The 15101-nt window shown below is 43.5% G+C and carries 10 protein-coding genes and 1 tRNA gene; 6 read left to right on the top strand and 5 right to left on the bottom strand.

What is annotated here, in order from left to right:
• Positions 1–617 precede the first annotated feature (617 nt).
• On the top strand, positions 618–2615 hold the full coding sequence (locus MusilaSJ_RS16215; RefSeq protein ID WP_274985972.1) for a PKD-like domain-containing protein: 1998 nt from the start codon (positions 618–620) through the stop codon (positions 2613–2615).
• 155 nt (positions 2616–2770) lie between these two features.
• A tRNA-Ala gene (locus MusilaSJ_RS16220) sits at positions 2771–2844 on the top strand.
• Positions 2845–3096: 252 nt separating this feature from the next.
• Here MusilaSJ_RS16220 and MusilaSJ_RS16225 read toward each other — a convergent pair.
• A complete protein-coding gene (locus MusilaSJ_RS16225) occupies positions 3097–3678 on the bottom strand; it encodes a DUF805 domain-containing protein (protein WP_274985973.1) in 582 nt (193 codons plus the stop codon).
• Between the two features lie 71 nt (positions 3679–3749).
• On the opposite strand from MusilaSJ_RS16225, the gene MusilaSJ_RS16230 reads away from it, so the two are divergent.
• From MusilaSJ_RS16230 to MusilaSJ_RS16240, 3 genes are all read left to right on the top strand, one after another.
• On the top strand, positions 3750–4916 hold the full coding sequence (locus MusilaSJ_RS16230) for a DegT/DnrJ/EryC1/StrS family aminotransferase (protein ID WP_274985974.1): 1167 nt from the start codon (positions 3750–3752) through the stop codon (positions 4914–4916).
• 231 nt (positions 4917–5147) lie between these two features.
• Complete coding sequence (locus MusilaSJ_RS16235; protein WP_274985975.1) at positions 5148–6083, top strand: DUF6268 family outer membrane beta-barrel protein; 936 nt, start codon at positions 5148–5150, stop codon at positions 6081–6083.
• A 55-nt stretch (positions 6084–6138) separates the two neighbouring features.
• Positions 6139–6369, top strand: coding sequence for a hypothetical protein (locus tag MusilaSJ_RS16240; RefSeq protein WP_218117190.1), 231 nt, complete (start codon positions 6139–6141; stop codon positions 6367–6369).
• A 497-nt stretch (positions 6370–6866) separates the two neighbouring features.
• Here the strand turns inward: MusilaSJ_RS16240 and MusilaSJ_RS16245 are convergent, their stop codons facing one another.
• The 4 genes from MusilaSJ_RS16245 to MusilaSJ_RS16260 all read right to left on the bottom strand — a co-directional run bounded on the left by MusilaSJ_RS16245 (position 6867) and on the right by MusilaSJ_RS16260 (position 13589).
• Positions 6867–8375, bottom strand: a complete 1509-nt coding sequence (locus tag MusilaSJ_RS16245; RefSeq protein WP_274985976.1) for a carboxylesterase/lipase family protein — start codon at positions 8373–8375, stop codon at positions 6867–6869.
• Positions 8376–8389: 14 nt separating this feature from the next.
• Positions 8390–9988, bottom strand: a complete 1599-nt coding sequence (locus tag MusilaSJ_RS16250) for a S8 family peptidase (protein WP_274985977.1) — start codon at positions 9986–9988, stop codon at positions 8390–8392.
• A gap of 115 nt (positions 9989–10103) precedes the next feature.
• Positions 10104–11777: a tetratricopeptide repeat protein gene (locus tag MusilaSJ_RS16255; protein ID WP_274985978.1), complete on the bottom strand. Its 1674-nt coding sequence runs from the start codon at positions 11775–11777 to the stop codon at positions 10104–10106.
• A 60-nt stretch (positions 11778–11837) separates the two neighbouring features.
• On the bottom strand, positions 11838–13589 hold the full coding sequence (locus MusilaSJ_RS16260) for a PQQ-dependent sugar dehydrogenase (RefSeq protein ID WP_274985979.1): 1752 nt from the start codon (positions 13587–13589) through the stop codon (positions 11838–11840).
• Between the two features lie 194 nt (positions 13590–13783).
• Here MusilaSJ_RS16260 and MusilaSJ_RS16265 point away from each other — a divergent pair, with 194 nt between their 5' ends.
• The gene (locus MusilaSJ_RS16265) at positions 13784–15100 is read left to right on the top strand and encodes an amino acid permease (RefSeq protein WP_090532403.1); all 1317 of its coding nucleotides are present in this window, start codon (positions 13784–13786) and stop codon (positions 15098–15100) included.
• The last annotated feature ends 1 nt before the right edge of the window (position 15101 follow it).

A 15101-nucleotide genomic window follows, 5' to 3' on the forward strand; every position in this document is an offset into this window, starting at 1 on the left:
TAATATTGCTTTAAACATGTTAGAGGTCTGGAAATTTAATTTTAATGCGGTTTTAAATCGTGATTTTCCTTAAAAAATCATTTAAAATTAAATTTTTGTAAACTTTGTAAATAAAATCACGTCTTTTTTAACTAAAGATGAATGAATAAATGATTATTATCAAATAATTTGAAAAAATTAGTAAATTAATAATGTTTTATTCTTATTTTTGACAATAAGATACCGGATGTCAGTGTAATTGATAAAACTTACAAAACAATTACAAAATATATTTTCCGGATATCAAAACTTAGTGTTACTTTTACACCGTATTAAAAATAACACAATACATAAAATAGTCTTCTCATAATTTAGGTTTATAATTGGTTAGTAAAGGCCCCTGCCCATCAGGGGCTTTACTTTTTTTTTAACAATTCCACTAATTCCCCTCCACTCAATTTACTGCTGATTAATAATTTATCACCAATGTGATTATTTTTATCCTTAAGTAAAATTTGAAAACATATAAAAACCTGGCTAACAAATAATTAACCAGAATTTATCGCAAAAATGCACCCCGATTTTATATCTTTATATATCACAAACTGCTTATATTCCTTTAGCCTAATTTTAACCTTATGAAAAAGCTCTTCCTGCAAAATCTAATGCTGCTTTTTTGTGGGTGTGTCTTGCAAGTAAATGCGCAAGGTACACCGCCCAAAGCGATTTTAACAGGCGACACCTGCGCCGGTAGTACGCTTACCGGTACATTTTCTTCAGGGGGGATCCTTGAACTGAAATGGTACCGTGATGCAGCCTTAATAGAAGCCCGTGGCAGATATGAGTCCATTGGGACGACTGTTGCCGGGGGCAAAAACCTAACTCAGCTTTACGACCCTAAAGGCATATACCTTTATAAGGGCTATTTGTATGTTGTACAAGGTCAAAGTGTGCAAAAATGGCTTCCCGGCGCATCTTCAGGCATTACTGTGGCCGGCGGAAATGGCAAGGGAACAGCGCTTAATCAGTTTTACTCACCTGTAGATGTTGTTATTGACGATGCCGGTTATTTATACGTATCTGACTACCTTACAAGCAGCATACGCAAATGGAAGCCAGGTGCAGCGGCAGGTACTGTAGTAGCCGGAGGCAATGGCTATGGTGCGGGAGCAAACCAGTTTAGCAATCCACAATCACTTTGCATAGATAGGTTTGGTAATATCTATGTTACCGATAGATGGAACCATCGGGTTCAAAAGTGGGCGCCCGGTGCTTCAACAGGAACAACGGTAGCGGGAGGAAATGGCAGAGGGTCTGCCGCCAACCAACTTTATGAGCCATCGGGCATTGGGATTGATTATGCTGGTAATGTATATGTATCTGATACTTATAATTACCGTGTACAAAAGTGGGCTCCGGGTGCAACAACAGGTGTAACAGTAGCTGGAGGCAATGGCCAGGGGCAAAATGCCAACCAATTGAGCGGTCCCGGTGAAATCAGTGTTGATTCGGCCGGTACAGTGTATGTTGTAGATGCCGGCAGGCGCATACAGCGCTGGGCACCTGGAGCAACTTATGGCGTAACTGTTGCCGGGGGGAATTATTACCCTGCAGGCACTCCCGATAGCAGCAAAACAAAGACTTTTTCTGGCCTTTATATTGATGCTAATAAACAAGTATACACATCCGAGCTATTTAAAGCCCGCGTAACAAAATTTAAAATCTCATCCCCATCAGGCTCAATAATACAAAACGCTTTGCCAGGGACTTATAAATTTGCAGCAACTAACTTTAGCAACTCCGTTTTTACGAGCGACCCAATCAGAGTTACTCCAATAGCGCCCTATCCTGCACTTGTAGGAGGACCTAACGACGTGGTTAAACACACCACAATAAAGTATGCGGTGAAAGACTTCCTTCCGGGGGCTACTTATACCTGGACCGTCCCTTTTGATGCCACAATAATATCAGGACAGGGAAGCCCTGTACTAACTGTAAAATGGGGGCTTAATAGTGGTAATATCGGTGTAACAGCTTCTAATTCTTGTGGCGTTTCAAAAACCAGAATAAAATATATTACTTCGGCCTGTTCAAGTGATGATGTTCCCCCTTATCCGGCATTAGTTGGCGGGCCTAATACAGTTAATAGAAGAAGTATCGTTAAATATGATGTAAAAAATCCTCCCGAAGGCACAATTTATTCATGGACAGTACCCGCTGATGTTAGTATAATTTCCGGGCAAAACACTCCTGTCCTGACCGTAACATGGGGTGATAATAGTGGGCCAATAACAGTTACCGCCATTAATGGGTGCTTTGCTTCTAAAACACGCACAAAAATCATTACCGTTGCAGATGCATTGGCACAAGCCAATAACAATGAACCGTTAGCAACCATTTATCCTAACCCAACCGTAAGCGGCGCCTCAGTTGCCTTTACCGCCGAGAAAGCAGTCTCTTATGAGCTTACTGTAACCAATATGGCTGGCAGATCGCTTTTGAAACAAAAAGGACGAGCCCAGCCGGGTAAAAACAAAGCCGATCTTAATATAAGCAATTTTAACCGTGGCATTTACCTCGTAAATATCAAATACGACGATAACAGCTCGCAGGTATTGAAACTGAATAAACAATAAGTGCTAATAGTTAATAAACAATAAAGCCCCCGGATAACAAGGTCAAGGGGCTTTGTTAGTTTAACTATTGCAAGGTAATAAGGCAGATGAGTATAAAATAAATTACAATAGAATTTCATTTTGATTCACAAAACTCTATATTTGCAACCCATCATGGGGGATTAGCTCAGCTGGCTAGAGCGCTTGCATGGCATGCAAGAGGTCATCGGTTCGACTCCGATATTCTCCACGTATTGATTGCCCGGCTTTTAGATTAATTTCTAAAAGCCTTTTTTTTGCGGGTACAACATAGGTACAACACTTTGCTTGAATTTTATTGAGATTTTCCAATCACAATCTGCGTGAAATGCGGAATTTTAAGATTTTTTTGGACAAAACGTTGTTGTGTAGCAGATAGCGTCTTGTCATTCGTGTCGTTAATAAATTAATTACAGACGCCCTTAATTGATGCTAGCGGCACAAGTACATTAATTTTCATATATCAATCACTTCTATCTGGTTTGAAAATGAATTTCACAATTCGGTAACCATTGCCGCCGCCCACGGAGATAGCGCCGGTAGCGTTTTTAACAATTTCGCAGATTTCTTCGACCGAAGTTGGACGCGCAATTTTACTAACCAAAACGGGATTCAGCCGGGTTACATCGTCAATAATACGCTCATCTGTTTTAAGGTGGGAGATCTCTTTACCTTCATCATTTTTCAAATAATCGGGCGCCGACCCGGGTACCGGGCCGTATAGGTTTGTCGTATAATCCCCTTTTTTGAAACCTAACCGCCAGAATAACCATAATGGCCCAAGCACGGGTATTAAAACAGTAAACAGCCAATAGCCTGAATAGCCCTGATCATGCAGGCGCTTAATAGAAGTAGCTATAATGATCCAGAATAATAAAGGATATAGGATAAACGTAGCACCTTCGCCAGCAAGCAATAACAAGTTGTACAACACGTAAAAAGTGCACCAGTAAAACAGGGAAGCCAGCCAAAAAGCTCCTTTTGATAAGCGGCCGTTAAAAGTAAATAGCAGATAGGTTACAGGTAGTTTTTGTTTCAGGCGCATGGATGGTCTTGGCAATACGCTAATATATCATTACTTTCAATTATAATTATAGCCGCGTATATAAATGTAACATGATACCCAGAGGTAAATTATATATCAGCTATAAGAATTTGGTTGAAGGCGCTTATTACTGCCTTACTGATCGCTTTCGCTCACCAGGGCCGGATGTTGATCAACGTACTAACGAAATGGTTTGCCTCTCGGTGAGAACTGGAATCGATCTGGTATTAAATGCTTTGAATTTTCCGCCGGGCTTCGAGATGATTGTTACTGATATCAATATCCCGGATATGTTCGCCATAATTAACTGGTACGAATTAACGCTTGTTCCCATCCCGGTTAATAAGTATACCTTAAATATGTCCCCGGCCCAGGTGGAAGCGGCAATTACACCTGCAACAAAAGCCATACTGATCACTCACCTTTTTGGCGGTATCATGGAAATTGAAGCGATAGTTGCCATAGCAAAAAAGCATAACCTCATTATATTTGAGGATTGCGCACAAGCATATGCCGGTAATTTATATAGCGGGAATCCCGCGTCAGACGTAGTGATGTTTAGCTTTGGCTTTATTAAAACCAATACGGCTATTAGCGGGGCGATGATCAAAATAAAAGACCCGGGTTTGTACGCTGAGGTTGTTGCGCAAAATGGGCACTACCATCAACAAAGCACTGCAGGCTATTTTAAAAAGCTTTTTAAAGCGCTGTTTGTAAAACTGCTCACCAATAAAGTTATTTATACCGGGTTTTATAATTTAGTAATGGCTTTGGGAAAGGACTTTGAACAGGTATTAGGTGGCTTTACAAAGGGCTTCCCCGGCAACGATATTTTTAGACAGATCCGGCATCGGCCTTCCACTCCAAATCAAAGGCTGCTCCGAAAAAAACTTGCTAACTTTGATCAAAATAGTATTACTAAAAGGATCCAATTAGCTAAAGATATTTTATCAAAGATCCCCGATAATTATAAAATTGGTTTTGACAACAAGAGGCATTCTTACTGGGTGATGCCTGTTGAAACCCATAATCCGGATGCACTGATCAAACACTTGCGTAATAACGGTTTTGATGCTTCGCAAAAAGCATCAAGCTTAATCAAGTTGAGCGAGGCGGGCGGCGTTCCCAAACCTGAAGAATTAGCATTAGACAATCTTGTTTATTTACCAGTATATCCCGCTATGAGCGCAAAAGACCGTAATAAACTAATACAACTAATAATCAATTTTTCGCACTAATCTCTTCTTATGCTGACAGGTTGTGGTGCTTTAACGTTTTCCGTAACTGGGCTTCAATTGCTTAACCATATCCCTGGCCGAAAGATATCCGTTTATTAATAAAAAATAGCCCGAACTACCCCACCCATCCAAATCCACTTTTAAAAAATATCATCAACAGCAATGAGGGTAAAATGCTTCAGCCGTGTTTAAGAGACAAATTTTAATAATCGTCTTAACAACACAAATGCTATGAAAGCAACATTCCTGATCTATCTTGTTATCTTTTTGATTTCGTTTAAATTTACTGCAGGCGCCCAGCAAAAAACGGCAACCAATGCCGATTCAGTATTTAAGCCCAAAATCGGATCATTTGATGCCGGTTACTCCTACTCGCCGTTTACCGTTAAAAATAAAAACATGAACATCAGGCAAGTGAATGCTTCGGTCAACGTACCGCTGATAAATAATTTCAGGGACGGAAAGCTTGATTTTTTACTTGCCGGCGTCAGTTACAGCGGGCTTTCCTTATCCGGAACAGGAAAATCATTCGGCGGTACCGATTTTTATTCTATTTCGGTACCCATCACTTTTCAAAAATCGTTTTCTGCAAAGTACGCGCTGCTGGTATCAGCAATCCCTACCTTATCATCCGACCTGAAAGATGTTTCGGGCGAAGACATGCTATACTCGGGCTTTGCCATGCTCAAGATCCGTAAGTCTAAAAACTTTTCCTACGCTGTGGGTGCGGGTTATTCAAGGCAGTTTTTTGGTACGATACTGCTGCCGGTTATCGGGATAGAATGGCAGATCAGCGAAAAACTAAGCCTTAGCGGCACCCTGCCCGTTTCCGAAAAATTAAAGTACCAGCTCAACGATAAAAGTATCATTGGTTTCAGCAGCGACTTTGGCATTGGCGGGGGCTCATACCGGTTGTCGAAAAAAACAGGGTCAAATTATTTACAGGTACAGCAGTATAAAAACACGCTTTTTTATAATTACCAGCTGGCTAAAAACTTTTCGGTACAAATAAGCGGAGGTTACAATTTTGTGCAGCAGCTTGACTTATACAATAAAGATCAAAAAGTTAACTGGGCACCATTTAACGACCTGAACAAACGCGTTCCCCTGGTCGAACTGAAAAAGACCGGCTTTACCGTCGAATCGGGGATCAGCTACCGGTTTTAACCCGGAGCCGGTGCAAGTATTCCTTATCAATGTATAACATCAATCAACCGCAGCAATGGAAACAACTATTAATTTAATGGTCGAGGTTTTTAAAACAAATGTTGAGGATCCGGCGCAGGCCGCAAAATTGGTGGGCCTGCTTCAAAAACGCATTACAAACAGCAGTGTAAATTTTGACCTGGAAGATTGTGATAAAGTATTGAGGATAGAGGGCCCGGAGGTTTCATTGCCATTGGTTGTGGGCATCCTTAAAGATTATGGCTACAAATGCCAGCCGCTCGAATAAACACAAAGCCCGGATTATAATCTTTGCATGCCTATTCGCTTGTCAAATAAACCCGAAGAGCTGTTAAAAAACAGATGAAACGCATCATTGAGAAAGCATCAAGGCAACCTGAAAAAAGCCGTTATGGCATGTAAAATATATTTTAGGGATATTATGTGTGGGGCCGCGTTAGGGATTGCAGTGTAAAGCCCACAGCGCGGGTTGGGATTGCGGGCGGGAAAAGCGAGGACTTGTAACGTAAAGCCCGGGCCGCAGGCAACGCCCAAATCTATAAAATCAATCGAAAAATATACTTAATAATCAATAGCTTACAATCATGCCATTATAAGGAACGAAGCAATTACCCACTCTAAAGCTCTCCCCGAAAGGAAAGACTTCAAAAGCGTTTAAAGTACTCTCCTCCGGAGAGGGTTGGGTGAGACTAATTGCTTCGTCCTCGCAATGACGGCTTTTTCAATAAGATTTTATCAAACCATTTTAAACTGCATCCAGGGCAATTATTTCAGTACAAAGCAGGAAGAAGGATGGGCCCTGTCGTTGTAAATATCGTTAAGCTGCGTTGGCCCCGAAACGGTATCAAAAACCATGATATTATTTTCGCCTGCTACAAAATGAGGCCATTGCTTATCATTAACCTGGCCCGGAGCTTTGCCTTTTATAAAGTTTATCCAGGTTTGGTGTATTTGGTTAGCCAGTTTTAGTTCTGTATCGTTAAAATTGTTTTGTTTAGGTAAAAACCAAACATAGCCTAATTCATCGGCATGGGTTGCACCGGTACCATCGCGCTTGTAATCAAAACGGTACATCCAAACGTGGCTGCCTGCCTGTGCTAATGTGTTAGCCAGCCGGTAGCTGTGCATCTGGTACATGTATTGGGTGAGTACTTTTATGGCAGCGCTATCTGCATTGCCGTTTTTAGCCTCACTTTCAAAATTCGATAAAATATAACGGTAATTATCACCAAACCAGCCATATAGCACCGTGCTGTCGAGGTGGTTGAGGCGTTTATCAAAATTCATAAACATTTTACTTTCAAACTTATTGGTACCGATCAGGAAGCGTACTTTATCATTTCTGTTTTTGAGGATATATTGATATGGATCCTGCGAAATCACCGCGCCATCTATCACCGGGCCAAAATAGTTGGTGCCCTGTGCCCCATTGCTGACTTTTGCCTGTGCTGCAATAAGTTTTTCGGCGGAGATTTTGAGGAGGTCGGCGGGTTTGCTAACTCCCAGCTCGGTCATTAGCCGCTGCCTGATGCCTTTAGCGGTAACAGAATCCCGGATGCATTGCACGGCGCCGCTTTCTAAAATCTGCTGGTTGAAATAGCCTTTGGATTGCGGTGTTGCCAACAGGGCACTGGTGAGTTTAGCGCCTGCCGATTCGCCCATGACGGTAACCTTCGAGGCATCGCCGCCCATCGCCGCAATATTTTGCCTGATCCATTTCAGCGCCATGATCAGATCGAGCAGGCCATTATTTCCGGATGATTGGTAAGCTTTGTTTACATCGCCCAAATACATAAAGCCGAAAACACCAAGGCGATAATTAATGGTAACGGTAACAACGCTGTCATCGTCGGCAAAAGCGTGGCCGTTCATCCCCATACCCGAGCCGCCTGTAAGCGAGCCGCCATGTACCCATACCAGTACCGGAAGTTTGGCATCCCTTGCTGTTGTTGGTGTATAAACGTTTAAAGATAGACAGTCTTCACTGCCTTTTAGTCCACCTGCGCCGCCGCCCTGTGATGCCGGGCTTCCAAATTTTTCGCATGAAAGCGTATCCTTCCACGAGGCCATTGGCTGTGGGGGCATAAAGCGCAAAGGGCCAACCGGTGGTTTAGCATACGGGATGCCTTTAAACACCAGGGTTGGCCCTTCTTCGATACCTTTAATCCATCCGCCTGATACCTTGGTTACAACTGTTTGGGCAGAGGTGGTAAAACCTAAAAATATGCCCAGTAAAAACGTGTAAACCGGTATCAGGCGGAGGGTATTTTTCATAAAATGGTTTGAACTTAATAAGTGGCAGCCAGCTGAAGCGCGTTATAAGCATTAACCACGCCGCCGGTTACACAAAGATCGGTAAACGGAACTTCTTTTTTTGTCTCCCCATCTTTAATCTCTACATTATGTGATATTTTCACTACCGATTTCATGATGATCTCCTTAACCTGTACAGCCGTTAATTTTGGATAATATGAACGGATGAGCGCCGCCAGGCCGGTTACAACCGGTGCCGCCATACTGGTACCATCATGCTCGGCATAGGCTGATTTTGGTGTGGTTGAATTGATGGCCACACCCGGTGCAAACACATCAACACTGGTTTTGCCATAATTGGAGAAAGATGCTTTCAGCGTTTCATCGTCTTTAGGGCCCGACGCGCCAACTTCTATCCAGGCACCGGCTATACCGCTTTTATCTTCATAAATACGGTTAGGGACGTTCAGTTCAACTTCGGTGTTGTTGTTGTCATTACCCGCGGCATGTACAAGCAACACATCCTTGCTTAACGCAAATTTTACTGCCTCGTCAACTGCTTTTTTATTGTACGAGTAACTTTTGCCAAAGCTCATGTTGATGACTTTAGCACCGTTAGCCGCAGCATAACGAATAGCGTTTGCTACATCCTTATCGCGTTCATCGCCGGTAGGCACTGTACGTACCGACATGATAGCTACATCATTGGCCACACCCATAACACCAAGGTTGTTATCCCTTATCGCTCCAATGATCCCGGCAACGTGGGTGCCATGATCAGCATCCGGGCCGGTTACGTCATTATTGCCATAAAAACGCTCATTAGCATTGTTATAGTTATCGCCCACGGTGTCCCTCGAATTGAAATTAAGGTTGAGGTGATAATCCAACTGCTCTTTAAAGTGAGTTAAGCCGCCGTTTACCTCTTTCTCCCTGAACTCGGCTACATTTTTAAACGAAGGCAGGGCGCTTACCAATACACGTTTAACATAGGCCTCGCCATTATCTTTAGGCTCAAATTTGGTGATATCATCAAGGCTTGGGTTTTGGTTGCCCAGCTTGGTCAGTACCCCATCAAGCAGGGTATTGAATTTATTGATCACCGTATAGGTTTGCTGTGCTTTGGCAACCTGCTTATCCATATCGGCTTTCATAGCGCTGTATGCTTTAAAATCGGCAAGGTCTTTCCCGGTAAGTTTAGTACTGTCAACATTGGCAAAGCGGGCGTTGTTGATCCGTACCAGCCGGGTTAGCTCCAGGTTATCATAATGTACATCTCCCTTGGCCGATCCTATAAAATCCCAGCCGTGCATGTCATCAGCATAGCCGTTTTTATCATCATCGTTTTTATTCGCGGCGGTTTCTTTCGGGTTATTCCAGATCACCTTTTTTAGGTCTTCATGATCAACATCAATACCGCCATCAATTACGGCTATCAGCACGGTAACGTGTTTTTTGCCTTTTAACAGTTCGTTGTATGCTTTTTCGGTACTGATCCCAAATACAGAATCGGTTTTAAGATCAAGGTTTTGCCAGTTAGGTTTAGTTTTTGGAGCCTCCTGCGCATAAGTGAACACAGGTAAGCAAAGCCCGGCTACCAGCACAAGCTTTTTAAGCGGAAAATTGTTTATCATTAATACTTTCAGTAATAGTTTATAAGTACAAAAACTCTAAAGTAGGTTTTTAATTGTTTAAAAAATGTGCGGGTTTGGTGATTTTAACACGTTTGCAGGGAAATTATTTTTCTGGTCACTCTACTTTTTGCTCAAAAATATGTTCAATTATAAATTTTGATTCTTCTACATATACTTTTTTCCTGATCAGTTCCCGTAAATCGTCGGTGGCACCATCCCTTATCTCATAGTTCTTTTCTTTGCAGGTTTTTATAAAACCTGTATATAATTGTTTCGCTTTGCCTGTTTCGCCTTTTGCAAGTGTGGCAAGCGCAATATTAAACATGGCGTAAGTGGCGTCATCCTGGTATTTCAGCGCCTTGTAAGAATATTTTATACAGTCATCAAACTTACCAGCGCAATAACATGACCACCCCAGGTTACCCAAGGCATTGGCATAAGTGCTGTCAATAGCTATTGCTTTTTTGGCGGCATCAATAGCTGCCAGGTAGTTACCCGATTGCGTATAGCTTAAATTGAGCCCTACGTAGGCGTATTTATAGGTCGGGTCGGCCTTTACTGCTTTCTGATGATAAGTTATGGCTGTTTCATATTGCTTTTTCTGATAGTAGCAGTCGCCTATCCTGTCGTATGGAAAAGGATATGATTTATCAATGCTGATAGCTTTTTGGAGATCTTTTATGGCATCATCCAATTTATCTGCGTAATAATAAGCGTCGCCGCGATCAACATAAAAAGTCCGTCGGTCGGGTTCCAGGTTGATGGCCTGTGTGTAAAGACTAATAGCTGTTTCGTATTCGTTTCTGTCGCAGTAAATATCGCCTTTCAGGTTATAACCATCACCATCGTCGGTGTTTTGGTTGATATGCTGATTGATAAAATAAAGGGCGCTATCAGGCATATCCATATTTCTGTAGCACCGGGTGAGGTTGTAGTAAGTCCAACTATAATTGGGCTTTAACTGTAACGTCAATCGCAGATCAGTTGCTGCTTCCTTATATTTTTCAAGGTCGATCAGACAGTCGGCCCGGTCATAATAAAGTACAAAATAGCCCGGGAAAAATTTAATGGCCTGGTTGTAATCAGCTACCGCCTTGTCAAGCTCATCAAGATTATAATAGCACTTAGCCCGCATCTGGTATGCATGGGCATACTGTGGCCATACCGCCAATATTTGATCACAATACGTTATACATTCCCGGTATTTATGCTCATCAAACAGCATTTCTGCTTTCATTGTGTTGGCCGAAATCAATTCCGGACTGTCTTTTAGCAACCGGTTCAATTCAGTGCCCACAGCCGATTTTCCTTTAAATGACGCGGTAAGTAATTTTAATCGTTTAGCAAAAACGGTATTAGGAGCATTTTTTAAAAAGCCGTCTAAAATTTTATCGGCATTTTTATCACCGGGCTGTGATGTGAATACCAGTTTAAAAAAATCTTTCCCCAGTTGTTTTTCCGCAGGCGAAAGATTGCTATTATCGGCAATATCCTTAACAAGGCTAAAAACTTCATAACCCTGATAGGGCATGATCCGCGTTACACCTTTTTGTAAGGTGATGTTTTTAATGCTTTTGGATAGTAACATCATTCCTTTATCAATGCTGTCTTGCCTGAAACAGGTGATAGCCTCTTTTAAATAGGATGCATAGTCGCTGATCTGGTAACCAGGTGCAGCTATTGGTACGGAATTTTTTTTACTGGAAGTATCCGCCGGTACTAAAGCACAGGTGGTTAAAGGGCCTAAAATAAAGAGCCAAAAAACAATTGATTTGCGGGATAAGGTCATGCCATAAAAATAGCATATCCGGTTAATATTAAAAAATGCAAATAGGTTCCCGGCTTAATCTTATTTACCCAGCTCAGCCCTTACCTTTTTTACCTCCGCCGCGGTAACCAGGCTGCTGTTATTACCAAAATTATTGCGGATATAGGTAAGTACCGCCGCGATATCAGCATCACTTAAAAAATTATGCTTGGGCATGGCGCTGTTGTAAGGCCTGTTTTTCACCTTGATAGGGCCATCGAGGCCATTAAGCAGTACCCTTATAGCGAGGTCTTTTTCCATAAACTTACCGCCGGTTACCCACTCCGATCCGCTAAGCGGCGGGATCATATTGCCATCGCCGCGGCCATTTTTTTGATGACAGTTGGCGCAATAGGTATTGTAAATTTTAGCGCCGCCTTTGAGCATGCCGGTTTGCAGATCGCTCTTTAAAACATCGGGCAATCTGAAACCCGGTAGTTTTTTACGGAGCTCCATTTTGGCAAGTTCGGCCTTGCCAAACCCGGCTTTGTTACCCGTGTAGGAAATTTTCCAGATCTTTCCTTCCTCTGTTTCGCTGATGTATAAGGAACCATCGGGCCCCGTGGCCAGCCCCATTGGCCGGTAAGCCGCGTCACTCACGCTTACTACCGTGTTTTTTCTGGTAAAGCCATCGGCAAAAATTTCCCATTGCCCAAAAGGTTTGCCGTTTTTAAAGGGTACAAAGCATACAAAAAAGCCGGCCTGCGGATAAGGCGATCTGTTGGTTGAACCATGAAAGGCAATAAAAGCCCCGTTTTTATATCTTGCCGGGAACTGATCGCCGGTATAAAAAAACAGGTCGTTGGGGGCCCAGTGCGCGGGGAATGCCATGATAGGCTGGGTGTATTTAGCGCCGTTGCCGGCTTTTATGCCATCGCCGCCATACTCCGGGTTCAGAAGTTTTTTCTTTTTAATAGGATCGTAATAATAGTATGGCCAGCCTACATCCGTGCCTTTTTTTACTTTAATAAACTCTTCGGCCGGCAGTACCGCGCTTTGCCAGGCGCTGAATATTTTAGGGAACTGCAGGCGCAGGTCGTCACGGCCATGGGCCACCACATACAGGCAATTATCGGCAGTATTCCAGTCCATAGCAACAACGCTGCGCATGCCGGTAGCATAGCGGATCCCATCAGTCTGTACCTGGTTAGGTTTGGCCTCATCAAACTGCCAGATACCCCCGTATTGTTTCAGCAGCGGGCAGCCCTTGATCCCTTTTGAACCGGGCACCCTGTTTTGCTCCTGGCAGGCGTTTGAGGGTGCTCCGAACGCCACGTACATATGTCCGGCATTATCAAAGGCCAGGGGTTTAGCATCATGTTCATGCGGGGCGGTAGCATCATGCAAAATCAATTCGAGCGGGGCATCGGGTACCAATGTTTGCGGATTTAATTTTGTTCGATAAACATTTGCCTCCGAGCTGAAGTACAGGTATCCTTTATGTACCCTCATGCCTGTGCCATAGGGGCCTTTGTCTTCATAATTGGCAAACTTTTTAATGATGTCTGCCCGGGCATCGCCGTTAGTATCACGCAGGGCAACGTTGCCGCCGATAGAATCGGGGAAGCGGAGTTTTACATAAATATCGCCATTGGTATTCACCGCGATATGACGTGCGCGGCCTTCCAGGCTATCTACCACCACAGCAGCTTTAAACTTGCCGGGCAGGAACAGGCCGCCATTGGTGGTGTCAGCAGCAGGCGGTACAGTGTTATGGCCTATATTTTTAAAACTGATAATCAACAGTGCACACAGCACCAGCATCACGCCGGTCATAGTTTTTTTGCTTTTCATTTGAGACGAACAGGTTATCTAAATGCAGGATTGGTATTAAACGGCAATGTCCTGCTATAAAAGCGATTTTGCAGGTAAATGTTTAGGAAGATTCATTTTTATTGGCTGAGAGACTAAATATTATAACATGGGCCGGATGTAAGGATATCATGTTATCCCAAAAAATCCTATCTTTTCAACAAAACAAAAGATCCATGCCCGAAACTCATCCCGAAAAAAACAAATTAGGCCTGTGGACCAGTACTTCGCTGGTGATTGGCAATATGATTGGTGCAGGCATTTTCCTGATGCCAGCGGCTATGGCTTCGTTCGGGAGTATTGGTTTGCTGGGCTGGGTGTTCTCGGCAATAGGCTCGTTCTTTTTAGCCCGGGTTTTCAGTAACCTGAGCAAGCTGTTGCCCCATGCTACCGGCGGCCCATATGCCTACACCCGCGACGGGTTGGGCGATTTCATTGGATTTTTAGTGGCCTGGGGATACTACCTTGCTGTGGCCTGTGCCAACGCTGCCATTACTATCTCGTTTGTGAGCGCCTTAAGTACCTTTTTTCCAATATTGGGAAGCAGCAGTGTTATTGCTGTGATTACCGGTTTATGTTCTATCTGGTTATTAGCTTATATCAATACGTTGGGCGTTGTTACCGGCGGCAAGCTGCAATTGGTTACCACCATTTTAAAGGTGTTACCACTGCTGCTGGTAGCTATCGGCGGTTTGTTTTTCATTAAGGCGGCAAACTTTAAACCTTTTAACGCCAGCGGCACCGGCATAGTCAGCGCCCTGCAGGCAACGGCTACCATGACCATGTTTGCTTTTATTGGTATTGAAAGCGCCACCGTACCTTCGGGCAGCGTGGCCAATCCCGAAAAAACGGTAGCCAGGGCAACTATGCTGGGACTGCTTATTACCACCTTCATTTATATACTGGGGAGTGTAAGTGTGATCGGCATTATCCCGGCGGCGCAGCTGCAAAAATCACTTACACCTTATGCCGATACCGCGGTGATCATCTACGGCAGCAGCGCCCGCTACTGGGTAAGCGCCGGTATTGCCATCGCCGCTTTCGGTTCGCTGAACGGGTGGACATTGCTACAGGGACAAGTGCCTTATGCTATTTCAAAAGATCAGCTTTTTCCGCCGATATTCAGCCGCACTAATAAAAAGGGTGTACCTTATATGGGTATTATCATCAGCAGTATTATGGTATCACTGTTCATGACCATGAATTATACCAAAGGCCTGGTAACACAATTTAAATTTCTGCTGCTGCTTTCGCTGTTGAGCGTTTTGATCCCCTATTTGTTATCGGCAGCGGCTTACCTGGTTATCCGGGTACGAAAAAGCCCAAAGGCAGGGGGCTGGGCCGGAGCTATAGCACTGGCTATGCTGGCTTTTGCCTATGCGCTTTGGGCTATTGCGGGAGCCGGGCAGGAGGCTGTTTATTACGGCTTTTTACTGCTGATGGCCGGGATCCCGTTTTATGTTTGGGCCGCATTTACCAAAAATGCGAATTAGT

The organism is Mucilaginibacter sp. SJ, from assembly GCF_028993635.1.
Classification (GTDB): Bacteria; Bacteroidota; Bacteroidia; order Sphingobacteriales; family Sphingobacteriaceae; genus Mucilaginibacter.

Coding starts and splice junctions, on each gene's coding strand:
- MusilaSJ_RS16215 (WP_274985972.1), top strand. CDS start 618: ATGAAAAAGCTCTTCCTGCAAAATCTAATGCTGCTTTTTTGTGGGTGT.
- MusilaSJ_RS16225 (WP_274985973.1), bottom strand. CDS start 3,678: ATGCGCCTGAAACAAAAACTACCTGTAACCTATCTGCTATTTACTTTT.
- MusilaSJ_RS16230 (WP_274985974.1), top strand. CDS start 3,750: ATGATACCCAGAGGTAAATTATATATCAGCTATAAGAATTTGGTTGAA.
- MusilaSJ_RS16235 (WP_274985975.1), top strand. CDS start 5,148: ATGAAAGCAACATTCCTGATCTATCTTGTTATCTTTTTGATTTCGTTT.
- MusilaSJ_RS16240 (WP_218117190.1), top strand. CDS start 6,139: ATGGAAACAACTATTAATTTAATGGTCGAGGTTTTTAAAACAAATGTT.
- MusilaSJ_RS16245 (WP_274985976.1), bottom strand. CDS start 8,375: ATGAAAAATACCCTCCGCCTGATACCGGTTTACACGTTTTTACTGGGC.
- MusilaSJ_RS16250 (WP_274985977.1), bottom strand. CDS start 9,988: ATGATAAACAATTTTCCGCTTAAAAAGCTTGTGCTGGTAGCCGGGCTT.
- MusilaSJ_RS16255 (WP_274985978.1), bottom strand. CDS start 11,777: ATGACCTTATCCCGCAAATCAATTGTTTTTTGGCTCTTTATTTTAGGC.
- MusilaSJ_RS16260 (WP_274985979.1), bottom strand. CDS start 13,589: ATGAAAAGCAAAAAAACTATGACCGGCGTGATGCTGGTGCTGTGTGCA.
- MusilaSJ_RS16265 (WP_090532403.1), top strand. CDS start 13,784: ATGCCCGAAACTCATCCCGAAAAAAACAAATTAGGCCTGTGGACCAGT.